Annotated in this window: 23 protein-coding genes and 2 tRNA genes; 12 read left to right on the top strand and 13 right to left on the bottom strand. The window is 53.7% G+C overall.

What is annotated here, in order from left to right; all coding sequences use genetic code 11:
• Positions 1 to 160: 160 nt before the first annotated feature.
• On the bottom strand, positions 161 to 985 hold the full coding sequence (locus tag IGQ15_RS00255; RefSeq protein WP_297047458.1) for a hypothetical protein: 825 nt from the start codon (positions 983 to 985) through the stop codon (positions 161 to 163).
• Positions 986 to 1,404: 419 nt separating this feature from the next.
• On the opposite strand from IGQ15_RS00255, the gene IGQ15_RS00250 reads away from it, so the two are divergent.
• The 6 genes from IGQ15_RS00250 to IGQ15_RS00225 all read left to right on the top strand — a co-directional run bounded on the left by IGQ15_RS00250 (position 1,405) and on the right by IGQ15_RS00225 (position 4,967).
• Complete coding sequence (locus IGQ15_RS00250) at positions 1,405 to 2,460, top strand: phytoene/squalene synthase family protein (RefSeq protein WP_297047455.1); 1,056 nt, start codon at positions 1,405 to 1,407, stop codon at positions 2,458 to 2,460.
• Positions 2,461 to 2,553: 93 nt separating this feature from the next.
• Positions 2,554 to 3,426, top strand: a complete 873-nt coding sequence (locus tag IGQ15_RS00245; protein ID WP_297047451.1) for a 6-carboxytetrahydropterin synthase — start codon at positions 2,554 to 2,556, stop codon at positions 3,424 to 3,426.
• A 3-nt stretch (positions 3,427 to 3,429) separates the two neighbouring features.
• Complete coding sequence (locus IGQ15_RS00240; RefSeq protein ID WP_297047448.1) at positions 3,430 to 3,840, top strand: MAPEG family protein; 411 nt, start codon at positions 3,430 to 3,432, stop codon at positions 3,838 to 3,840.
• Positions 3,841 to 3,890: 50 nt separating this feature from the next.
• Positions 3,891 to 4,376 (top strand): Fe-S cluster assembly sulfur transfer protein SufU, encoded by a 486-nt coding sequence (gene sufU, locus IGQ15_RS00235; protein ID WP_297047446.1) that lies wholly within the window; start codon positions 3,891 to 3,893, stop codon positions 4,374 to 4,376.
• Positions 4,376 to 4,864 (top strand): Ycf51 family protein, encoded by a 489-nt coding sequence (locus tag IGQ15_RS00230; RefSeq protein WP_297047444.1) that lies wholly within the window; start codon positions 4,376 to 4,378, stop codon positions 4,862 to 4,864. The genes sufU and IGQ15_RS00230 overlap by 1 nt, the downstream gene beginning before the upstream one ends.
• A 29-nt stretch (positions 4,865 to 4,893) precedes the next feature.
• A tRNA-Val gene (locus tag IGQ15_RS00225) sits at positions 4,894 to 4,967 on the top strand.
• 118 nt (positions 4,968 to 5,085) lie between these two features.
• Here the strand turns inward: IGQ15_RS00225 and IGQ15_RS00220 are convergent.
• The 3 genes from IGQ15_RS00220 to clpS all read right to left on the bottom strand — a co-directional run bounded on the left by IGQ15_RS00220 (position 5,086) and on the right by clpS (position 7,332).
• A tRNA-Leu gene (locus IGQ15_RS00220) sits at positions 5,086 to 5,167 on the bottom strand.
• Positions 5,168 to 5,222: 55 nt separating this feature from the next.
• Complete coding sequence (locus IGQ15_RS00215; RefSeq protein WP_297047441.1) at positions 5,223 to 6,938, bottom strand: diflavin flavoprotein; 1,716 nt, start codon at positions 6,936 to 6,938, stop codon at positions 5,223 to 5,225.
• Between the two features lie 109 nt (positions 6,939 to 7,047).
• Positions 7,048 to 7,332, bottom strand: a complete 285-nt coding sequence (gene clpS, locus IGQ15_RS00210) for an ATP-dependent Clp protease adapter ClpS (protein ID WP_181495524.1) — start codon at positions 7,330 to 7,332, stop codon at positions 7,048 to 7,050.
• A 136-nt stretch (positions 7,333 to 7,468) separates the two neighbouring features.
• On the opposite strand from clpS, the gene IGQ15_RS00205 reads away from it, so the two are divergent.
• From IGQ15_RS00205 to IGQ15_RS00195, 3 genes are read left to right on the top strand one after another with little or no spacing between them, the layout of a single operon-like run.
• Positions 7,469 to 7,846, top strand: a complete 378-nt coding sequence (locus tag IGQ15_RS00205) for a DUF2237 domain-containing protein (protein WP_297047437.1) — start codon at positions 7,469 to 7,471, stop codon at positions 7,844 to 7,846.
• An 18-nt stretch (positions 7,847 to 7,864) separates the two neighbouring features.
• Positions 7,865 to 9,928, top strand: coding sequence for a zinc metalloprotease HtpX (locus tag IGQ15_RS00200; RefSeq protein ID WP_297047434.1), 2,064 nt, complete (start codon positions 7,865 to 7,867; stop codon positions 9,926 to 9,928).
• A 3-nt stretch (positions 9,929 to 9,931) separates the two neighbouring features.
• Positions 9,932 to 10,702 carry a PD-(D/E)XK nuclease family protein gene (locus tag IGQ15_RS00195; RefSeq protein ID WP_297047430.1) on the top strand — a complete coding sequence of 257 codons (771 nt, stop codon included), beginning with the start codon at positions 9,932 to 9,934 and terminating at the stop codon, positions 10,700 to 10,702.
• On the opposite strand, the gene IGQ15_RS00190 is transcribed toward IGQ15_RS00195, so the two are convergent.
• Together IGQ15_RS00190 and IGQ15_RS00185 are read right to left on the bottom strand one after the other, a co-directional pair.
• Positions 10,667 to 11,302: a ribonuclease H-like domain-containing protein gene (locus IGQ15_RS00190; RefSeq protein WP_297047428.1), complete on the bottom strand. Its 636-nt coding sequence runs from the start codon at positions 11,300 to 11,302 to the stop codon at positions 10,667 to 10,669. The two genes, IGQ15_RS00195 and IGQ15_RS00190, sit on opposite strands and share 36 nt — an antisense overlap.
• Before the next feature lie 14 nt (positions 11,303 to 11,316).
• Complete coding sequence (locus IGQ15_RS00185) at positions 11,317 to 11,646, bottom strand: hypothetical protein (RefSeq protein WP_297047426.1); 330 nt, start codon at positions 11,644 to 11,646, stop codon at positions 11,317 to 11,319.
• Positions 11,647 to 11,786: 140 nt separating this feature from the next.
• Here IGQ15_RS00185 and IGQ15_RS00180 point away from each other — a divergent pair, with 140 nt between their 5' ends.
• A complete protein-coding gene (locus IGQ15_RS00180) occupies positions 11,787 to 13,127 on the top strand; it encodes a TldD/PmbA family protein (protein ID WP_297047423.1) in 1,341 nt (446 codons plus the stop codon).
• Here the strand turns inward: IGQ15_RS00180 and deoC are convergent, their stop codons facing one another.
• Positions 13,128 to 13,781, bottom strand: coding sequence for a deoxyribose-phosphate aldolase (deoC, locus tag IGQ15_RS00175; RefSeq protein WP_297047420.1), 654 nt, complete (start codon positions 13,779 to 13,781; stop codon positions 13,128 to 13,130).
• A gap of 199 nt (positions 13,782 to 13,980) precedes the next feature.
• On the opposite strand from deoC, the gene IGQ15_RS00170 reads away from it, so the two are divergent.
• Both IGQ15_RS00170 and mutY read left to right on the top strand, forming a co-directional pair.
• The gene (locus IGQ15_RS00170; RefSeq protein ID WP_225871774.1) at positions 13,981 to 14,295 is read left to right on the top strand and encodes a DUF760 domain-containing protein; all 315 of its coding nucleotides are present in this window, start codon (positions 13,981 to 13,983) and stop codon (positions 14,293 to 14,295) included.
• A 3-nt stretch (positions 14,296 to 14,298) separates the two neighbouring features.
• Complete coding sequence (mutY, locus tag IGQ15_RS00165) at positions 14,299 to 15,405, top strand: A/G-specific adenine glycosylase (protein ID WP_297047416.1); 1,107 nt, start codon at positions 14,299 to 14,301, stop codon at positions 15,403 to 15,405.
• On the opposite strand, the gene pgl is transcribed toward mutY, so the two are convergent.
• The 6 genes from pgl to IGQ15_RS00135 form a co-directional block, all read right to left on the bottom strand.
• The gene (gene pgl, locus IGQ15_RS00160; RefSeq protein ID WP_297047413.1) at positions 15,402 to 16,127 is read right to left on the bottom strand and encodes a 6-phosphogluconolactonase; all 726 of its coding nucleotides are present in this window, start codon (positions 16,125 to 16,127) and stop codon (positions 15,402 to 15,404) included. The genes mutY and pgl overlap by 4 nt on opposite strands.
• Positions 16,128 to 16,139: 12 nt before the next feature.
• Positions 16,140 to 18,074, bottom strand: a complete 1,935-nt coding sequence (locus IGQ15_RS00155) for a DUF3769 domain-containing protein (protein ID WP_297047410.1) — start codon at positions 18,072 to 18,074, stop codon at positions 16,140 to 16,142.
• A 68-nt stretch (positions 18,075 to 18,142) separates the two neighbouring features.
• Complete coding sequence (locus IGQ15_RS00150) at positions 18,143 to 18,259, bottom strand: photosystem II reaction center protein I (RefSeq protein ID WP_011056917.1); 117 nt, start codon at positions 18,257 to 18,259, stop codon at positions 18,143 to 18,145.
• A gap of 64 nt (positions 18,260 to 18,323) precedes the next feature.
• Entirely contained in the window at positions 18,324 to 18,797 is a 474-nt protein-coding gene (locus IGQ15_RS00145) for a Tic20 family protein (RefSeq protein WP_297047404.1), read from the bottom strand.
• A 25-nt stretch (positions 18,798 to 18,822) separates the two neighbouring features.
• Positions 18,823 to 19,164, bottom strand: coding sequence for a hypothetical protein (locus IGQ15_RS00140; RefSeq protein WP_297047402.1), 342 nt, complete (start codon positions 19,162 to 19,164; stop codon positions 18,823 to 18,825).
• 148 nt (positions 19,165 to 19,312) lie between these two features.
• Positions 19,313 to 19,909 carry an ATP-dependent Clp protease proteolytic subunit gene (locus IGQ15_RS00135; RefSeq protein ID WP_297047399.1) on the bottom strand — a complete coding sequence of 199 codons (597 nt, stop codon included), beginning with the start codon at positions 19,907 to 19,909 and terminating at the stop codon, positions 19,313 to 19,315.
• Between the last annotated feature and the right edge of the window lie 73 nt (positions 19,910 to 19,982).

Here is a 19,982-nt window from a genome sequence, read left to right as displayed (position 1 = left end):
GGGCTACCCCGAGCTTCTGTCGCCCGCCAGCGATCGCCCGGACGAAGCTCTCGTCCTTCTTGACGTAGCGGAACCCGGCCGGGGTGACCGTGGGCTTCAGCCGCTCAACCTCAGGCTTCCCCCACTGAGCCATCGCCCCTCCGCCGCCGAACGACCCAGCTCAGCAGTCCTGCTCTGGACCGCCGTCGGCTGCAACGCCTGGTTCGGCCCCGTTTAAGACCGGGAGCCGTTCAGCGAAGTTCACAACGGACTCGACGAGTTCGCCGAGTAGCTCCACAGAGCGCTCGGCATTCACCGTTGTAAGGTAATCCCACTGGCCAAAGCCCACGCCCAAAACCGACTCGAAGCAGAGCGGCGGCAGTGTCCTCACTTGGTTCGCCGACCGAACTTGGACTTGGTAATCCAGTTGCGGCCGTGACATTCTTCCCGAGTAGCGGACCATCACCCGCACCGACGACTCGCCCAGCGTGCCGTCGTAACACCAGATCTCGCTGCCCATGTCTCGATCAGTTGCGGCGAATCGTTGGGCAAATGCGGTCCGCACAAGTCGGCGTAAACTCGCTGGCTTGACTGGAACCAATTCGCTGACATCGCGCACCAAGAGTTCCGGCAACTGCAGGGCCATGCCACCGATTCCACGGCTTTGAAACCAGTTCACCAGATCGCCGTGCTTTTTCTTTAGACCGGCGAGGAGGTTCACATTCGTGTAGCGCAACCCACCGGATCGACCTGGAATCGCTGTCGCCCGAGCGAACTGCTCGTAGATAGTCTGGGGAAGCGGCGTACCCGACAAGGGGTACGAGGCCCACTCGGATAGAACTGCGGCAATACTCGTTTGCTCGACTTCGTTAAGGCTTGCGAAGTGATCGAGGAAACGAATCACATGCGTATCAGGTACCCGTCTTAAACGTGCGAAGCCAGTCGATTTTTCCTCCGCGAACTGGCTTCGCAACCAGCCAACCAGAATTGTACGCGAATCCATCACCTATCACACTCCCGACCCGCCGAACTTTTGAATAGGCCGATCGCGGGCAATTTAGAAACTGACCAATGGAAAGAGTGTCACATTCAAGCGTCCGCTATGGTAAACAAGAGGCATTTTCCGCCAAATCTGATACCGTTGTTAATTGTTGAAGCTATGTTATTGTTCTGGCAAATTGTGAGCTATCCGCCATTCTACCTCAGCCAATCTGGGCAACTGTCACAGGCCACCTAGACTAACAAAAATGAGTATGATACCTATAGACTTTGCTCAATCCCTGTTTGTGGCAGTCGTCCCCTGCTAGGTTGCGATCGCGAGACCCTTTTGGAGAATCGCGAATTGCCTGCCCTAGAGCGTTGGCCTAAGGAACGGTCGAGGATTGACTCAACTATCGATCAATGCGTGTAGGAGTGAACCCCCATATGATTCAAATGGTGCTGGAGAATCCAGTTTCCGTCAAGGATGCTGAGCGCTTTTGCCAAGAAATCCTTCCCCAAGTCTCGCGCACATTTGCCCTCAGTATTCGCTTCCTTCCCGGAAATTTGGGTCGGGCGGTTCTTGTGGCCTATCTCATCTGTCGCATTGCCGATACTGTTGAGGATGATCCAGTTGCCAGTATCCCCGCAAAAACAGCTCTATTGGATCACTTGTTGGAGTGTTTTGACAGTGCTGATCTGGCCAATAGCTATGGTGAAACCGCACGGGGGGTTCAGGGGGAGCCAGCCCACGTACAACTGGTGAAAAATACGGGACTTGTCTTTGCCCTCTACCGTTCTTTGCCCCTCACGTCCCAACAGCACGTCCAACGCTGGGTCAGCGAAATGGTGCATGGGATGAAAAAGTTTATTAACCTCTACCCCAATGGCATTCGCATTCAAACCCTCGATGAATATAAAGAGTACTGTTATTATGTCGCGGGTACCGTTGGCTATCTCCTGACGGATTTGTGGTATGAGCATTCCCCCAGCATTCGTGCCGATGAATACCAAGTGCTGCTTAAGCGCTGCGCTGCCTTTGGTGAAGCGCTGCAAACAGTGAACATTCTCAAGGATATTGCTTGGGATGCCGAGCACGAAAACTCAATCTATATTCCCAATGAATCTCTGTTGCTCCAAGGCAGTAGCCACCAGTCCATCCTCAGTGCTGAATACCTTGAGCAAAATCATGCAGCCATCAAGGAATTGATTGCCCTTGCTTGGCATGATCTCGATGAAGCCCAAGCCTACTTGCTGTCGGTGCCTAAGGCGGCAATTCCGATTCGCCTCTTTTGCGTGCTGCCGCTGCTCTTTGCCTATGCCACCCTGCGGGAACTCACTCACTCGACGGCGATGCTGCAACCGGGGGGTGTGGTCAAAATTAGCCGCGCAGAGGTGAAATCTTTGATGGTGATGGGGCCTGTGTCCATTCTTAGTAACCATAGTCTCCGCTGGCTGATTGGCCAAGTGCGGCAAAAGCCTTTCATCCTTGGCGGACTTTAGGGAAATGTGCCCAAAAAGCCAATGGTTGGGGAAACCAAAATCCGTTAGGATAGGGGGAGATTGCTGAATTGTTGCAAATCTTCATAACTCGACATGAATTGTATTATTCACCGCCGTGCTGAGTTTGCCGCCAGTCATCGCTACTGGTTGCCAGAATGGTCTGACGCGGAGAATTTGGCTCGGTTTGGTGCCAATAGTCGCTTTCCCGGCCACGGTCATAACTATGAGTTGTTTGTTTCGATGGGCGGCGTTGTTGATGACTTTGGCATGGTGTTGAACCTATCGGATGTCAAACACATCATTCGCCGTGAAGTCATTGAACCTCTGAATTTTTCCTATCTCAATGAGGTGTGGCCAGAGTTTCAAGCCACGTTACCGACAACTGAACATATCGCGCGGGTGATTTGGGATCGGCTCTTTCCCCACTTACCCCTTGTGCGTATTCGACTGTATGAACATCCCCGCCTTTGGGCGGACTACACGGGAGACCCTATGGAAGCCTATCTTTCTGTTGGTACTCACTTTAGTGCGGCGCATCGCCTAGCCCTTGAGGATCTCAGCTACGAAGAAAACTGCCGCATCTATGGCAAGTGTGCCCGCCCCCACGGCCATGGCCACAACTACCACGTGGAGATTACGGTCAAGGGCGCCATTCATCCGCGTACGGGCATGATTGTTGATTTGGTCAAGCTCGAAGAGATCCTCAAGGAACAGGTGATTGAACCTTTGGATCACACGTTTTTGAATAAGGATATTCCCTATTTTGCCACGGTGGTGCCGACGGCAGAGAATATCGCCATTTACATTGCTCATTTGTTGCAGGAGCCGATTCGCCAGTTGGGTGCGACGCTGCATAAGGTGAAGTTGATTGAAAGTCCCAACAATGCCTGCGAAATCCTCTGTGAGGAATTGCCCCCCACGGATAGGATGCTGAGTGGTGCTCTACCAATGTTGGAGCGAGTCTAGGTAATGTTGAGCAATATCCCTTGGCTACTGGCCGCTAGTTTACTGACAGCAACGCTACTGATCTATTTCCCCTACATTTTTGTTGTGGTGGGGCGCTTGCAGGCGGGCTTTGATATGGCGGCTCCCCGTGCCCTCTTTGAGAAACTGCCGCCCTTTGCGCAGCGGGCGGTGTGGGCACACGAAAATAGCTTTGAAACCTTTATGCCCTTTGCAGCGGCAGTGTTGCTGACCCTTTTTGTGGGGGTGAATAATTCAACAGTGGCGATCGCCAGCCTGAGTTTTGTTGCCGCTCGCTTTTTGTACAGCATCTGCTACATTGCCAACTTTCCCCTTGGCCGCTCTCTCATGTTTGGTGTCGGGACAGCAGCCACCTTGACGCTTTTTTGGCAAAGTCTCACCGCCCTTGGCCGTTAATATAGTTTATAAAAACCTTGAGGAAATGCACTGAGTATAGAGTATTCTAAATGTCTCTTGATAATCTCCGCACCCTCTACCAGCAAGTCATTCTGGAGCACTACAAGAAACCCCGCCACCGTGGCCGCACCCAGCCTGTGGATCGTCAGCAGCGGGGACATAACCCCTCCTGTGGCGACACAATTGATTTAACTGTTGCCCTAGGCACCAATGAGCAGGGGGAGACCATCATTCAGGATATTCAGTTTGAGGGGGAAGGCTGCGCGATCGCCATGGCCTCAGCGGATTTGATGGCCGATGCCCTGCGGGGGCAACCCGTGAGTCGTGCCCTGCAAATGGTGGAGCAGTTCCAAGCCATGATGAAGGGGCAGTTTGAGTTCCCTCGGGAGTTTCGCAAGCTCAATGTAATGCAGGGGGTGGCTCAGTTCCCGGTGCGGATTAAGTGTGCCACATTGACATGGCATACCCTACGGGCAGCGTTGCAGCAGGATCCAACCTCTGTAAATGGTTTTGTCAGTAATGAGGAGGAAGAGTAGTGCTGACCCCCGCTGATTTTGCCACCTATAGCCGCTGGGCTGGCATTGCTACCCTTGTCATGGCTGGCTTAACCGCACTCACATTTGTTTTTCGCTGGGGTGTACGCTTTCGCTTTGTTGGGATTACGGGCTTTCTCGGGGTTGTGACGGTGGGACTCTTTGCCCTGAGTATTGTGCCGATTGTCCACTCTCCGGTGCCCGGTGCCAGCAAATACACCCTCGTCTATGACAATGGGGCAACGCAAGTGGTCATCACCGTGCCTCCCGACATTGAGCGCAGTACCCTTGAAGCAACGCTGGTACAGGCGGCTAATGATTTGTTTTCCTTGGGACGGCTTGGCCGAGGGGGCGATCGCCTGACGGTGATCGCGCGTACCGTTGTGCACCCTGAACCGGGGGTAACTGAACCCGTCATTTTAGGGGTGGCCAGCCGCTCCTTGAGCGATCGCACTGATACAAATGTGACGGTCAAATTGCTCAAAACCTAAGCCCATGTATGGTATATTAGTAATTCCGAGGACGCATAGCTCAGTTGGTTAGAGCACCACGTTGACATCGTGGGGGTCACTGGTTCGAGTCCAGTTGTGTCCATTTTTCTAGAATCTTGAATTCAAGGAATTCTAAAGAATTCTAAAGATGGTCTAAGGGAGGCTAGTTGCCAATCCTTTCTTAGCTGTCAACTTTGCAACTCAATTGCTGATCTTTTGAATGCGGACGGAGGGACTTGAACCCACACACCTTGCGGTACTAGAACCTAAATCTAGCGCGTCTGCCAATTCCGCCACGTCCGCAGCAAACCTAGTCTAGCGCACTTTGGATAAGGGGCGATCGCCTGAGTGCCCAAGTTTAGTAATGGTTCCCCACTTTGCGATGGTGAACGGCGGTCATACCATCGGGTTTCGAGACGCGGCCACTGTCAACGGTGCTATAGACAATCCAGTGATCGTGGGCATCAAGACGGCTGACCACTGTGCATTCCATGTAGGCAAGGGCATCGGCCAAAATCGGACTGCCGTTATTCGCAGGATAGGTTTTCACATGGGCAAAGCGATCGGCGCCCGGTGGGAAGCGTTTCAGGAAGTGGCGCATCAGGGGCTGATAATTTTCCTCTTCGAGAACATTGAGGACAAAGGTATCCCCCACATGCAGGAAAGACTCAATGGCACGATCTTTGGCCACCGCAATGGAAACCCCCAGCGGTTCGGTACTGGCCTGTGCCACCCAAGAGGCCAACATGGCACTGTTAATGGCACCCTTTTGGGCTGTGATAATGTAGAGACCACCGCTTAGTCGCCCAAGGGCTTTGTCCAAGTCGGTATCCAAAGCCTTCATCTGCTTGACGGTGCGATCGCGCAACAGCCATTGACCCATGTCGGTACCCGCTTCTTCAGCCTCTTGAAAGAGGGCATCGGTGGGAGTTGCTGTTACCCGAATCACAGGAAACGAGGGCGTCAAACCGGCATCCCGGAACTGGTTGAGTAGGGGATAGGCGGGTTCAGCATCGGCCACACCACTTTCAAAGACCCCAATCGCCTGTTTGGCATGGGCGGCCGCACGAATCGTGCTCAGGGCAGTTTTGGCAACGGCAGTAGTGGGTGGTGTACCGATAATAATTCCAGCGGCAATCTCGGTAAGTTCGCGAATATCTTGGGGTTCAGCGGTGAGCAGATCCATTTTTTCAACCACCACGCCCGTTTTGGCGGCTCCCCGTTCGATCGCCTCTGCGAGAGCATTGGCATAACCATAGTTAGCGGCGTAGAAAATGGCCACCGTTGTTGCCGCTTTGGCCTGTTCTTGACTCCAGTTGCGGTAGGAATCTAGCCACTGATCCAGATGATGGCGCAGCAGCGGACCATGACCTGTGGCGACCAGTTGCACGGGGGGCAGGGGTTCCAAGCGTTTGAAGGCGGAGAGGACTGAGCGGGCATTGGGCCCCATGAGACAGTCATAGTAGAACTTGAAATCTGGCTCCAGCAGTTCTGGCTCGGTGTCAAAGGGATCGTCATTGCAGAAGTGGGCACCAAAAACATCGCAGGTAAAGAGGGTCTGGGTGCCGTGATCAAATGTGAGGATCGTATCTGGCCAGTGGAGATTGGGTGCCATGACAAATTCAAGAACGTGCCCTTTGCCTAAATCAAGGCGATCGCCATTTTTCACCTGCCGCTGACTAAAGGGCTGATGGATCAAATCCCCAAGAAACTGCAATGCCACCTTCGAGGCCACCACGGTTACATGGGGAGCTTTTGCCAATACGTCCTTGACGAGGCCACTGTGGTCGGGTTCGGTGTGGCTGACGATGAGATAGTCCAAGTCACTGGGGTTCACCAATTGCCAGAGTTGCTCGAGGTAGCGATCGCCAAACTTGGCATGGGAAGTATCTACGAGAGCAATCTGTTCCCCTTTGATCACAAAGGAGTTGTAGGTGGTGCCATTTTCAAGGGCAAACTCAATATCAAAGCGATCGCGATCCCAATCTAGGCAGCGAATTGCCGTCGTCTCAGGGGCAATGTCCAACACCTGAAGCGTTAAGCGCGGTGGACGTTTGGGCGTAGTGACGGCCATAGGCAGTTCCTCAATCTTTGAAACTACCTTTTATCCTGACATATGAAGAAAGGTAACAGGATTCAAAGTTTTTAATAGCCGTGATAACAAGCTTTACAAAGGGCAATGCCTATTCGGGTTCAAGGGGTGCCATTGTCAGACCCGCCCGCAAAAGTTGCTCATGGTACAGTTCTGCCTGTTCTTGAGGACCCACCCAAACAATGGCTTGGCCTTCGTAATGAACTTGATTCGTTAATTCCCACGCGCGATCGCTGGTCATATTGGGAATGTATTTCATCAAACAGGCAGCCACGTGCTGAAACGTATTGAAGTCATCGTTGAGGACAATGACTTTGTAGTTGGGATAGTGCTTGCGAATAACCTGCTGCCGCTCTTGGGGAACAACACTAGGCATAGGTCAAATATTTTCGTAGCTACACTGCTTCCTAGTTTAACTCATTCGTGAAGGATTGGTTGGTTTGCTATAGGAACATTGGGAAAACTCCTATGCTATAGCTAAACTTAGGTTGATGACTTGGGGACATTGGTTTATGACGGCAATGAATGTGTTGGGAAGACCCTTAGAGTGCTGCTGTCAAAATCCACTCACAGGATTCTATCGCGATGGTTTTTGTCGGACGGGGGCGGGGGATGTCGGTGCCCATGTGGTCTGTGCTGAAATGACCGCAGAATTCCTCACATTTACCCGTTCCCGTGGGAATGATCTTTCGACGCCGGTGCCCGCCTATCAATTTCCGGGGTTGAAACCGGGCGATCGCTGGTGTCTGTGTGCCTCCCGTTGGCGTGAAGCCCTCGAAGCAGGCGTAGCTCCCCCAGTAATTCTGGAAGCAACCCATGTCAGTGCCCTTGAGTATGTCTCCCTGGAGGATTTGAAAGCCCACGCCCTCGGTGGTAGCCAGCAGCCGTGAACTGGGGAATACTCAAGTATGGCCGATCCAGAATCCGATTTTCGCCTAGATCCTCGCTACGTTGCCGGTTTAGCGGCCTTTAATCGTGGAGATTATCAACTGGCGATCGCCGCCTTCAAAGCAGTTATTGCCAGCCACGGTCAACGCCGCGAAGGTCTAAAGGCTCATCTGCACCTGATTAAAGCCTATGCCCACACCCACCAGTGGCAAGAGGCCATTGATCTATGTCAACTTTTGGCGCGATCGTCCCTGCCGCCGCTTCAGGCCTGGGCACAAAAGTATCTACCAGAGTTAGAACGCTATCGCGAAGAGGAACCGACCTCGCCCCATCTTCTGTTTGTTGCGGCAACGGGTACCAATCCGCCCGTACAACTGCGGCGGGTGCCTCGCATCTATCTTTGGCTGAGTCAGGGGGCAACACTGCTACTGATTGCCTGGCTGCTGCAAGGGCTGCTCCAAGGGGTGATTGCTGGTCTCCTTAGCTATGGGAATGATCAACTGGCACTCCTGCGGGGCTGGGAAGGGGTGATGGCGTGGTTTTTGCTGGGCTGTTTGGGGCTGGGGCTACTCAGTGGTGGTAGTTGGCTGTGGTCGTGGCGATTGCGTGCCCGTTATGGTTTGCGTCCGGTTAGTCTCGGAGAACTTGAGGAGTATAGTCCCGAAACGGTGATGCTCTTGGGGCGTTTGCCGTGGTCATGGTGGCAACCCCGTCCCCAAATAGGCTGCTTGATGACGGCAGTACCGATCATTTTTAGCTATGGACGCTGGCAGCGCCGCATCATTGTTAGCGAAGGTCTGTTGCGATCGCTCTCTAGTGAGGAACTGTTGGCTTTAATGGCCACTGAAATGACCCAACTGCGGCTGGGGCTGAATACGCTAGTGACCCCCCTTGTACTGCTGTTGCAACTACCCTATGACCTTTACAGTTGGTGTAGTTGTTGGGGCGATCGCTTGGCACCTCCCTATGGCAAGCACTGGGGACAGTGGATCATCAGGGGTACTCTCTATCTCCTCTGTGCCATGGTGGGTCAAGGGAGTTACCTCCTCTTTCGTGGGCTGGAGATGCTCTGCTTTTGGAGCAATCAATTGCGGCACTACTATAGCGATCGCGAAGGGGCAGCCTTGATCGGTAATCCCAATACCCTTGTCATGGCTTGGTTTCGCCTTATGGAAGCCACAGCAACGACGGTGCGTGCCCAGGGGGAAATCGGTGCTCCCTTAGAATCCTTGCGCCTGCTCCTGCCCCTCAATCCAACCCAAGCCGCCCTGTGGGGAAATCAACCCCTCGATTGGCCAACGTTGATCCGCTGGGATACCGCCCATCCCCTGCGATATTGGTTTCGCTTGACCTCCTCCCATCGTCCCCTTGGACTGCGCCTGCAAGCCCTGATGACCTATGCGCGGCAATGGCGACTGGAACCCCTGCTTTCCCTGACCTCTGCTCCCTCCCTTCGCTGTCAACGGGCTTGGCAACAACTGGCTCCCTTCTGGGGGGCGATCGCTGGCTTTGGGCTCACACTCATCCTCACGGGGGTTGGTCAATTTGCGCTGCGGGCGGGCACAATCGCCTTTCCTCTGTGGTGGTTGGCGGATGGGTTAACCTTGGCACGGGGCTTTATTCCCCTTGGCATTGGGTTAGGTCTCTTTTTACGCTTGAACGCCTACTACCCTCCTCGGCCCCCCAAAACTTACACCTTGGGTCAGCTTCTCCATCGTCTTTTGCCCCTCAATAGTCCCGTTGCCGAGCTAAAGGGGCATTTAGGGGCAGTGACGGGCTTGCGCAATGGTCTAGGACAGCACCTGTGGCTGGAGACAGATCAGGGCTTGTTTCCCCTGCGCTGCCATAGAGCTTGGGGGCCGATTTGGCCAATCCTTGAGCCCGCCTATCTGAAAACCTTGGTGGGGCGATCGCTGGTGGTACGCGGTTGGTTTCGACGTGGGACAGTTCCCTTTGTTGAGGTGAGTGAGTGGCACTCCCCGGATTTACAGCAAAAGCAATCTTGGGCTGCCCCCTATTGGGCAGTTGTAGTTGCTACACTATGGATCCTCTACGGCCTCATGACACTATTGGGTTGGATCTAGGCCATGCAACTTTCCCAAGCCCATTTACGCACATTACAAACCTGTCCACGGCAATACCAGTACCGCTATCTCGACAGCTTGATGCTGCCAGAGGCCACACAATTAACGGAAACCACTGCCCAAAAGCGGGGTCGCGACTTCCACCGCCTGATGCAACAGCACTTTCAAGGACTCGATATCCACCCAATTCTTGAGGCGCAGCCGGAATTACAACCGTGGTTTGCGGCCTTTCAAACCATGCCGCCGCCCATGATTGAGGGTCAAGGAGAAGCAGAGCACGTGCGCAGTCTGGGCTGGCAGGAGTTTACCCTTGTGGGCGTTTATGACTACGTGATTTTTGGCCAGGGGCAAGCGCAGATCCTCGACTGGAAAACCTATGCCCGCCTGCCCGCCCCAAAAACCCTAAGCCATCATTGGCAGACTCGCCTGTACTGCTATCTCCTGGCAGCCACTAGTTCCTATCTCCCCAGCCAGATTGCCATGACCTACTGGTTTGCCCAAGGAGAGAAGGGAGCAAATTTCTACACCTTTTCCTACAGTGAGGCAATCCACCAGCAAATCCACCACACCCTAGAGCAGTGCCTTAACCAACTGCGCCAGTGGCTGCAAGCCTATGAGCAAGGACAGGATTTGCCCCAAGTGCCCCCCGCCCAGATGCGGGAATACTGCCATGAGTGTGCCTTCAATGAGCGGTGTCAGCGTCGCCAGCCAACTTCTGTTTTGACCATTGACGCGTTTCTAGCCGTGCTCAAAGACTTGAGTGTACCCCGCTAAATCCAGATCGACGATCGCGGGTAGACAACTCAGCGCCGTTTGCACTAACTCAAAGCGTTCTTCCCGTTTCAGCATTGCCGTGAGTTGCTGCCGTAAGGGAATCAGATAGCGCACATCATTGGCCGCATACCGCAGTTGATCTTCCCGCAGTGCCATCGCATTGCCCCAGTCGGAGCTTTGAGCCGATTTGTCAATTTCTATCCCCAGCAAATCCAGAACCAAATCCTTAAGGCCGTGGCGGGGGGAATAGGTGCGGGCAATCTTGCTGGCAATTTTCGTACAGAAGACGGGATGAACACGGATCCCCAAGTGGTAGCGCAATGTGGCCAGATCAAAGCGGGCATAGTGAAAGATTTTGGTAATGCGGGGGTGCTCTAGGAGTTGCTGAAGGTGGGGGGCTTCGGCTTGGCCGCGACCAATCTTGACGACGGCTACTTGCCCCTCGGGGTCACACACCTGCACCAGACACAGGCGATCGCGGGGGATATTCAAGCCCATGGTTTCCGTATCCACGGCCAACTGATCGGCATTGAGAAAATGGGCTAGGGCGGTGGCACTCAAATCGTATTCAAAACACTCAAGGGGAAATTCCAGATCCATGGTTCGCTCGCAAACTAGGTGGGCGGCAATTCTGAGGACTGCTCTTTGGCAACATCAATGCGTTCCAATTGCCAGAGGATTTGGTTGCTTTCACGGCGGACGCGGGAGATTTGCCAATTGCGCCATGTCCATTCTTCACCGCGACTGGTGACGGCACTGGCGTGCACATCCATCAATTCTGCCAATTCGCCACTGGTAATCAAGTATTTACCAGCCGCCAATTCATCGGCAATCCGCAGTGTCACAATTAATTCTTCAAGGCGGGCGCGGCGCTCAGACCACTGGGGTGATTTTCCCCCCAACCATTCACCGTCACCATCGATCCCTAGGGATGGTTGCACCATGAATTTTTTCCCGTAACTGACATTGCTCCAAAAATCTTAGCGAGAAATGATGAGGTTTGGTCGACTTTGGCGATCGCTCGCAGCAGCGAGGATAGGGCTAGAATAGTTTTAAGATTTGTTAATTAATCCCTCCGAACACCATGACGGTAACCTTGACCCCTACATCTACCCTCCACGAGCGGGTCGCGACGATCGCCCGCCGCCTTGGTATTGAGAAATTTGACCTTGGTGGCTCCCACGTGGATGAGGTGAGTGTCCAAGTACAGCAGGGGGAACCCAAACAGGTGAAGGCCTCCCAGCGATCGGGGATTACCGTGCGGGTGTGGAACTCAACGGGTCGCTTAGGGGTCGCCAGCACCACCCAATTGGACGATTGCGGTCTGGAAACAGCCCTCGAAATGGCCAAAGAAGCCAGTGCCTTTGGCGTCACCGAGGACATTCCCGACTTTAGCCCCTTGGCGACAGCGCCCCTTGGGGAGACAACGCGAACGACGGCTGATGTGCCCCTTGCCCCGGCAAAAACCCTCTTGGATCAACTGATTGCTGCGGAACAAGACCTCTTGGGACGCCACCCAGCGATCGCCAGTGTGCCCTACAATGGTCTCAGTCAGCGGCGGTTAGAACGGTTTTATCTCAACAGTGAGGGCGCCAATCGCCAGCAAACCACCACCACGACCACGCTCTATCTCTACAGCAAAACCGATGAGGCGGGTCGCAAACCCCGCAGTGCCGGTGCCATTCGCATCAGTCCCGATCTTGAGCACTTAGACATTGCAGGCTGCATTGATGAAGTGGCCGAGAAAACCATTCGCCACTTGGCCTATGAACCCATTGCTTCGGGTCAATACCCCGTTCTTTTTTCGCCCGCCGCCTTCCTCAGCTTGCTCAATGCCTTTAGTAATCTCTTTAATGCCCAAAGCATATTAGATCGCCAGAGCCTCTCAACCCCAGAGTCCCTGCATCAGGTGATTGCCAGCCCCCTTCTCAGCATCTATGATGACGCTCGCCACCCTGAAAATGTCGGTCAACCCCTCTTTGATGGCGAAGGGACTCCCACCCGCCGCACCCCTTTAATTGAGCAGGGGATTCTTACGGGTCTCTACCACAGTGCAGGCACCGCTCGCCGCTTTCAAACCCAACCCACGGGTCATGCCAACTTAGGGGCAAAGGTAACGGTCAGTGGTCATTTCTACGATGTTCCAGCGGGTGAAGGGGGCGATCGCGCCGATGGCCTTGTGTGGATTGATGAACTCCATGCTCTGCACGCCGGTGTCAAAGCCCTTCAAGGCTCGTTTTCCTTGCCCTTTGACGGTTGGTTACTGCGCAACGGCGAAGCCATCAGCATTGAAGCGGCCACCGTGGCCGGAGACATCCGCAGCCTGCTGAAAAACGTCCTCCATCTGGGCACGGAGGTTGAAGTGACCCCCTACGGTTGCTGTCCGCCCGTGTGGGTGAGTCCCCTTGCGATTACAGGTGAATAGCTAAACCTGCATCAAGTCGAGACTACGGGAGGTGCCCAAGCGGGTGGCACCGGCATCAATGAGTTCAAGGGCTTGCTCCCGGGTACGAATGCCGCCAGAGGCCTTAATGCCCACGCGATCGCGACTCAGGCGCTTGAGAAGACGCACATCCGCAACCGTGGCACCACCGCGCCAGCCCGTACTGGTTTTCAGGAAAGCCACCCCAGCATCCAAGCAAATATCCACCGCCAGTTGCTTTTCTTCCGCCGTCAGCACTGTGGTTTCCAAAATTGCCTTGACGGTCACCCCCGTTTCAGCGCAGATTGGGGCAATATCGCGATAGACGGCCTCGGTGTTTCCCTCCTTGAGCCACCCCAAGTTAATGACCACATCCAACTCTGTCGCACCACTGTCAACCGCCTCCTGCGCCTCATAGAGTTTCGTGGCACTGGTGTGGGCACCGCTGGGAAAGCCAATAACAGTACACACTTTTACAGGTGTGCGATGGAGCAACTCGACTGCCGTCTTCACCCATACGGGCATGACACAGACGGTGGCAAATTTCCATTGTTCGGCTTCGGCACAGCAACGTTCAATATCTGCTGTGGTTGCCAGGGGGTCAAGCTGGGTATGATCAATGTAGGGTGCAAGGTCAAACAAATCACCTTCCGTCATATGGATTCACCAAGAACAACCCTACTCTTAGTAACTTAAAAATAATAGTAAAAACGGGGACGGAAAATGAGACCTTGGGAGATCGGTTCTCCCACCCCCCACCTAAAATTCACCCTTGCTAGATTAAAACTAGGCTATCACAGGCACGATGACCTGTTGGCCAGACTACCTTTTGGGAGGACACTCTATGGAGCCAACCATGAACCCTCGCAATCTTCAAGAAAGTGCTGATTCCCTCTGGAACTATCTGCAAAGTTTGGATGCAGAAGTGGTGGCTCGCCTGTCCCGTCCCGCGTCGCCGGAAATGGCCATTGTGATGGAACGCCACATTGGTAACCTGCTGGGCTACTTGCCACCGGAGGGGTTTGAGGTTTCCATTACCACGAATCGGGAGCACCTGGGGCGTCTCTTGGCTTCGGCAATGATGAGCGGTTACTTCTTGCGCGGTGCCGAGCAACGTCTTGAATTCGAGCGATCGCTCCAAGCGGCTGCCCAAGCCGAAGACAGCAAATAACCCATGCCAACGGTACAGGACAGTGGGGGCGGGTATGCACTACCTGCCCTTCGTTTTGCACTTTTACAGTGGTATCAGCAGCAGGGGCGGGATTTACCTTGGCGGCACACTCGCGATCCCTACGCCATCTGGGTCTCAGAAATCATGCTCCAGCAAACCCAAGTGGCCACGGTGATTCCCTACTACCAGCGTTGGCTAGCCACCTTTCCTGGGATCGCCGACTTAGCCATTGCCGACTTGGAAACCGTCCTGAAACTCTGGCAAGGATTGGGCTACTACGCACGGGCACGCCATTTGCACCGAGCGGCTCAACAGATCATGGCCGATCATGGGGGTGAATTTCCCCACACCTACGAGGGCGTGGTGGCATTACCGGGAATTGGTCGTAGTACCGCAGGTGCGATCCTCAGTGCTGCCTTTAATCAGCCACAGCCGATTCTCGATGGCAATGTCAAACGGGTGCTTGCCCGTCTCTATGGACTCACTATCCCCCCCAAGCAAGCAGAAGCCCAACTGTGGCAGTGGTCGGCCCAACTCCTCTGTCCCCAATCGCCTCGCGATTTTAATCAAGCCCTGATGGATCTGGGGGCAATGATCTGTACACCCCGCCAACCCCTATGTCATGCTTGTCCTTGGCAAGATCATTGCTTGGCGCATCGCCACCAGTTAACCCATGAGATTCCTCGCAAAATGAGCCGTTCCCCCTTACCCCACAAAAAGATTGGTGTCGCGGTGATTTGGAATGCGGCAGGTCAGATTCTCATTGATCGGCGGCCACCAACGGGTCTATTGGGGGGACTGTGGGAATTTCCGGGGGGCAAAATTGAACCCAATGAGACAGTTCAGGAGTGTATTCAGCGGGAAATTCGTGAGGAATTGGGCATTGAGATTAGTGTTGGTGAGCATTTGATTGACATTGATCATGCCTACACCCATTTTCGGGTGACGCTCCATGTTTACTACTGCCAGCATCTTTCAGGAAGTCCTCAGCCCTTGGGGTGCGATGCCATCCGTTGGGTAACCCCTGAGGGCTTGGCGCAGTTTCCCTTTCCGAAAGCCAATACTGCAATTATTCAGGCCATTCACGAACGGGGCAGACCCACCGCCTAGGCGTTTTCAACGACACCCTCAGCCGCCGCCTCATCCAAAAACCAAAGGGCGTTGCCAGTAATCAGCCGTGCCGGATAGAGATGGGGATCACCCGTGCCGGCAAAGATATGGCGCAGGGCAGTTTGTTTATTGGCACCGGTCACGAGAAAGAGAATTTGGCGGGCATGGTTAATCAGGGGCACTGTGAAGGTAAGGCGGGGTTGGCCATCTTTGTTGCCCACAGTCATCAGGCGATCGCCCACCGTCAGGGCTGCTGTGTGGGGAAACAGGGACGCCGTATGGCCATCGGGCCCCATACCGAGCAAAATCAGATCAAAGCTGGGAAATTCTCCTTCACGGATGCCAAAGGTTTGGCGCAGGATGTGCTCATAGCGATCGGCAGCCATCTGGGGATCCGCATCCTCCGTTGGCATGGGGTGAATCTGGTTTTTGGGAATCGGTACATGATTGAGCCACGCCTGAAAAGCCATCCCCGCATTGCTGTCGGGATGCTCAAGGGGCACATAGCGTTCATCCCCCCAAAAAATGTGCCACCGTGACCAGGGGGTATCTGCAGAGATAAGGCTTTCATACAACGGTTTTGGCGTGTTGCCCCCGGCAAGGGCAAGCGTAAATTGCCCCTGTTGGGCGATCGCCCCAGTGGCCTGCTCAATAACAAACTGCTTTGCCGCCGCTGTCAGGGCAGCCAAATCCGGAAAAACACGTACATTGGGTGTTGGCATAGAAGAATCATCCTAATTGGAGCGAATCACACCATCGGTCGCCCTACCGAGTCCGCGACTGGACAAGGGATCAGCATTGCCGCGCCAGTTAAACCCATTAATGCGCAAAAGAATTGTCGCTAACTGGCGATCGAGGTTATAGCGAAACACCACCCCATAGGTGCGACGGCTATATTCCACAATAATGTTGGTATCGAAAACTGTGCCAGTGTCCACATTAATCTGCATTTGGGCACCCGCTCGCAGCGGACCGTAAATCTGCTGCAACAGTCCCACATTAAGCACACTAAAGTCAGTAATCCGATCAAAGAGAAAGGGGGAGGATGGCTCACTCAATGTCTGTGTAAATCCCACATCAAAACTGGTGTAGTCAAACCAATTACGAGAAAAATGACCCACTTGACCCCGAAAACCTGCCCCTGCAACTAACGCGGGTTGGGTACTGCCATTGGTATAGTAGTTCGCTACACCGCCCAACTGACTATAGAACTGCAAGAAGGGTTGTACAGGACGGGGGCTATAGCGCAGGCCTTGGGTTCGCGTTGGCGGTGAGGGCGTACCCCGCCAAATGGGCATCACCCAGTTAAGACTTGCAGCAGCTTGAAGACGACCTAGGCTTGGCTTGGGGGGTAGGGAGGGATCATCACTGGCAGCCGTGACATATTGACCTCCCAGAAGATAACTGAGTGCTAGGCCTTGAATTATGGGAATACTTGTACCCCTAAACGCGCCTCCAAAGCTACTCGTAATTTCCTGCTCCCCAAGGGAACGATTAAAAACCCGTTGGCGATAAATGGCAGAAACCGTCAGCAGATTTCGAGCATCAATGGTGTGGAACAAGTCTGCCCCTGCCCGTGACGTACTCGGCCAGTCGCTGGGGTTTAGCGTATTCAAGAAGCCGTAACCGCGCACACGAGTCTGGGGAGTGAACCGATGGCCTAGCTCGATCGCCGCCCCGTAGCTCTTGGCATCAAAGACATCAAAGTTGTTGTTGATGATCCGTTCTAAATAAATGGATGGCAGGAAGGTGATTTGGGTATTGGGGGTGTTGATTGCTCTGTACCGATAGGCCAAAAATACTCCGCCGCGATCGCGCTCGTCATAGCCAAATTCAAAGGGCAGAATTTCATAGGGGCGACCCACGACAAAGCGGCGCAGGACTATAGGCAAAGCCACCCGTTGATCGAAAACAACCCTCCCCTGTCGCACAACTAGGAGAGTTTCATCGGCACTGAGGGGTTCGGCGGTGGCTTCCTGTGCCCGTGCTTCGAGTTCCGGGGGACTAAAGGGATCATTGGTTATGCGTAGATTGGTGGCAAACCAGCGGCGGCCATCAAATTCTAGGCGATCGGCCTCAAAACGCAACCGATCAAACGTTTCCGTCACTTCTGCTTGGGGGTCTGTGCCCTGTTCATCAAGGCCGGGGAGAGGGCTAGGAAAACTGATCAGGCTCAGATCTTGATCCGCCCTAGCGGTATTGACAACGCCGCGAGCATTCGTGAGGGAGCCTTGATCGAGTCTGAGGTTGTATTCTAAGCGATCGCCCTGTAGGACTTGATCGCCACGCCTAATCGTCACATTGCCTTCCGCCACAAGAATTTGGGCGTCAATATCGGTTTGAATGCGATCGGCAGTGAGTTCGGCTTCCTTGAATCGGAGGAAAACATTGCCAATGGCATTAAATAATCGCCGTATCAGGTCAAACTCTTGGCGATCGGCCGTCACCTCTAAGGGCTGGTCACGGACAACGGGCGTTTCTGCCCTGGCCTCCCCAAGGCGGAGGGGGGCTGTAAAATCCAGTGTTGGCCTGGGGATGACCGGCGTTGTACTGCTGAGATCAGGGGCTACCGTTGTTCCCAATAAATCCGCTTGTGATGCACCGCTGACCTCAGTAATTTCTGCGGGTTGTGTCGGGGGGGGCAAACTAGCAAAAAGGGGTAAGAACAACAACGGCCAAACTTCCTCACGACCACTGCCTAGTTACGTTACCCGATGCCCGCCCCCTTTGGCGAGGATTACTCAAGATCCTTGCGCTTAGGGTTACGAGCTGGGTCACCCGAGAGGAACCCGAAAACAAACAGCAGGACAAAGAAGGTCACAACGATATAAACGGTAATTTTGAGTGTTTCCATGATGTTGTCGTTTTTCGTAGCGTCACCTTCTGATCATACGGGATGAGGGACTCCCTCGCATCCCCTAGAATACTTGGCTTTTTGTCGCATCCGACAGCGTGGGAATTTCGGCATAGATGCCGCGCACAGACTGAATCACTGCATAAACGACGCCAATCACCGTGGCAATAAAGACAAAGTTAAAGAGTACTTTAATCAGTAGATCAAAACTAGCAACGCGGATCAGTAGTTGTACCAGTAGTTGGACAATAAACAGCACAATCCCCATCAGCAGTGCCTGCATCGTGTTGTAACGAATAAAGAGACTCACACGGTTGTTGCGCACCACCAGCAGGTACAACAGCATAAAAACAAGTAACCCTGCAAAGGGAATCGAATAGATCAAGGCGACGGGCAGTACCACCAACACCAGTGCTTGCAGTGGCGGAAACAGCTCAAATAAGAAGCCGCCAAAGGGCATAACGTAAAAGAGCGGTAGCAAATACGCCAAGCTGGCAAAAATCCGATCCAGGACAGTGGTGGTGGCACGCCAAGTCATGGGGTTCTCCTTGCAGTTGTGACAGTTATCGGCTCATCACCTGCATAATTAGTTCAGGGGGAATCATATTGCATTCCACGGCTTTGCTAATCAAAGGTGGTCCGACCCGCGAGGCAATGATGGATTGCAGATCGGGGCTGTTTTTAATTGAGAGCATGACTGCACCAATGATCGAGTTGGGATCGAGTGCTGGGCTACTTCCCTCGGTGGGCAACATTTTGATTAGTTTCCCAATGTCGCTACAGCTTGACCTGGCAACATACTTGGCAAGGGAATCACTCACTTGCTGAACCGTGGTTTTCATCATTTCCGGCGGCAGAGGGCTGGCGGCTTGAGCACGCACGGGCTGACTTGTGCCCAATGTCATGAGGGCACCAACAAGGAGAGAGAAGCTGCTAACAGATAGGCTAATGCTTACGGTACGCTTGGGCAAATGCCTACGGCATGCTTGCACGATTTGCAACATAGTAAACCTCAATATTTCAACAATTTTTTATGTCACTAGGGCAGGCAAACTAGTTGGGACGCTCCTCAATCACCCGATCAATCAGGCCGTAGTTTTTTGCCTCTTCGGCGGACATGAAGAAGTCGCGATCCATATCCCGCTCGATTTTTTCGAGGGGCTGGCCGGTATGGTAGGCGTATAGCTCATTGAGTTGTCGCCGTACCCGTAAAATTTCGCGCGCTTCGATTTCAATGTCCGTTGCTTGGCCACGGGTACCGCCAGAGGGCTGGTGAATCATGATGCGGGAGTGGGGGAGTGCCAACCGTTTGCCTTTGGTACCGGCTGCAAGGAGGAAAGACCCCATCGAGGCAGCCAGACCCACACAAATAGTGACGACATCGGATTTAATATGTTGCATCGTGTCATAGATTGCCATGCCGGCGGTGACGGAGCCACCAGGGGAGTTGATGTAGAGCATGATGTCTTTGCCCGGATCTTCGGAGTCAAGGTAGAGCATCACCGCCACAATTTGGTTGGCAATCTCATCATCGACTTCTTTACCAAGGAAAATAATCCGCTCGCGATAGAGACGGTTGTAGATGTCAATCCACTGGGTGTAGGGTTCACCGGGCATGCGGTAGGGGACTTTGGGTACTCCGATGGGCATAGAATCCTTCCACGCTGAGCTATCAACGCCGCAACCTGAGCCATGAAGGCGGCTTTTCTCCCTGATTCTAACC

The sequence above is a fragment of the Thermosynechococcus sp. M98_K2018_005 genome, from assembly GCF_015295825.1.
Taxonomy (GTDB): Bacteria; Cyanobacteriota; Cyanobacteriia; order Thermosynechococcales; family Thermosynechococcaceae; genus Thermosynechococcus.
This window is presented reverse-complemented; position numbering and strand designations above follow the sequence as displayed.

Bases quoted from the DNA above. Each gene is read 5' to 3' on its own strand.
- IGQ15_RS00195 (WP_297047430.1), top strand. From the start codon at position 9,932: ATGCAACTTTCCCAAGCCCATTTACGCACATTACAAACCTGTCCACGG.
- IGQ15_RS00215 (WP_297047441.1), bottom strand. From the start codon at position 6,938: ATGGCCGTCACTACGCCCAAACGTCCACCGCGCTTAACGCTTCAGGTG.
- IGQ15_RS00170 (WP_225871774.1), top strand. From the start codon at position 13,981: ATGAACCCTCGCAATCTTCAAGAAAGTGCTGATTCCCTCTGGAACTAT.
- IGQ15_RS00185 (WP_297047426.1), bottom strand. From the start codon at position 11,646: ATGGTGCAACCATCCCTAGGGATCGATGGTGACGGTGAATGGTTGGGG.
- IGQ15_RS00145 (WP_297047404.1), bottom strand. From the start codon at position 18,797: ATGACTTGGCGTGCCACCACCACTGTCCTGGATCGGATTTTTGCCAGC.
- mutY (WP_297047416.1), top strand. From the start codon at position 14,299: ATGCCAACGGTACAGGACAGTGGGGGCGGGTATGCACTACCTGCCCTT.
- deoC (WP_297047420.1), bottom strand. From the start codon at position 13,781: ATGACGGAAGGTGATTTGTTTGACCTTGCACCCTACATTGATCATACC.
- IGQ15_RS00180 (WP_297047423.1), top strand. From the start codon at position 11,787: ATGACGGTAACCTTGACCCCTACATCTACCCTCCACGAGCGGGTCGCG.
- pgl (WP_297047413.1), bottom strand. From the start codon at position 16,127: ATGCCAACACCCAATGTACGTGTTTTTCCGGATTTGGCTGCCCTGACA.
- clpS (WP_181495524.1), bottom strand. From the start codon at position 7,332: ATGCCTAGTGTTGTTCCCCAAGAGCGGCAGCAGGTTATTCGCAAGCAC.
- IGQ15_RS00140 (WP_297047402.1), bottom strand. From the start codon at position 19,164: ATGACATTGGGCACAAGTCAGCCCGTGCGTGCTCAAGCCGCCAGCCCT.
- IGQ15_RS00190 (WP_297047428.1), bottom strand. From the start codon at position 11,302: ATGGATCTGGAATTTCCCCTTGAGTGTTTTGAATACGATTTGAGTGCC.
- IGQ15_RS00200 (WP_297047434.1), top strand. From the start codon at position 7,865: ATGGCCGATCCAGAATCCGATTTTCGCCTAGATCCTCGCTACGTTGCC.
- IGQ15_RS00250 (WP_297047455.1), top strand. From the start codon at position 1,405: ATGATTCAAATGGTGCTGGAGAATCCAGTTTCCGTCAAGGATGCTGAG.
- IGQ15_RS00240 (WP_297047448.1), top strand. From the start codon at position 3,430: ATGTTGAGCAATATCCCTTGGCTACTGGCCGCTAGTTTACTGACAGCA.
- IGQ15_RS00245 (WP_297047451.1), top strand. From the start codon at position 2,554: ATGAATTGTATTATTCACCGCCGTGCTGAGTTTGCCGCCAGTCATCGC.
- IGQ15_RS00205 (WP_297047437.1), top strand. From the start codon at position 7,469: ATGACGGCAATGAATGTGTTGGGAAGACCCTTAGAGTGCTGCTGTCAA.
- IGQ15_RS00150 (WP_011056917.1), bottom strand. From the start codon at position 18,259: ATGGAAACACTCAAAATTACCGTTTATATCGTTGTGACCTTCTTTGTC.
- sufU (WP_297047446.1), top strand. From the start codon at position 3,891: ATGTCTCTTGATAATCTCCGCACCCTCTACCAGCAAGTCATTCTGGAG.
- IGQ15_RS00135 (WP_297047399.1), bottom strand. From the start codon at position 19,909: ATGCCCATCGGAGTACCCAAAGTCCCCTACCGCATGCCCGGTGAACCC.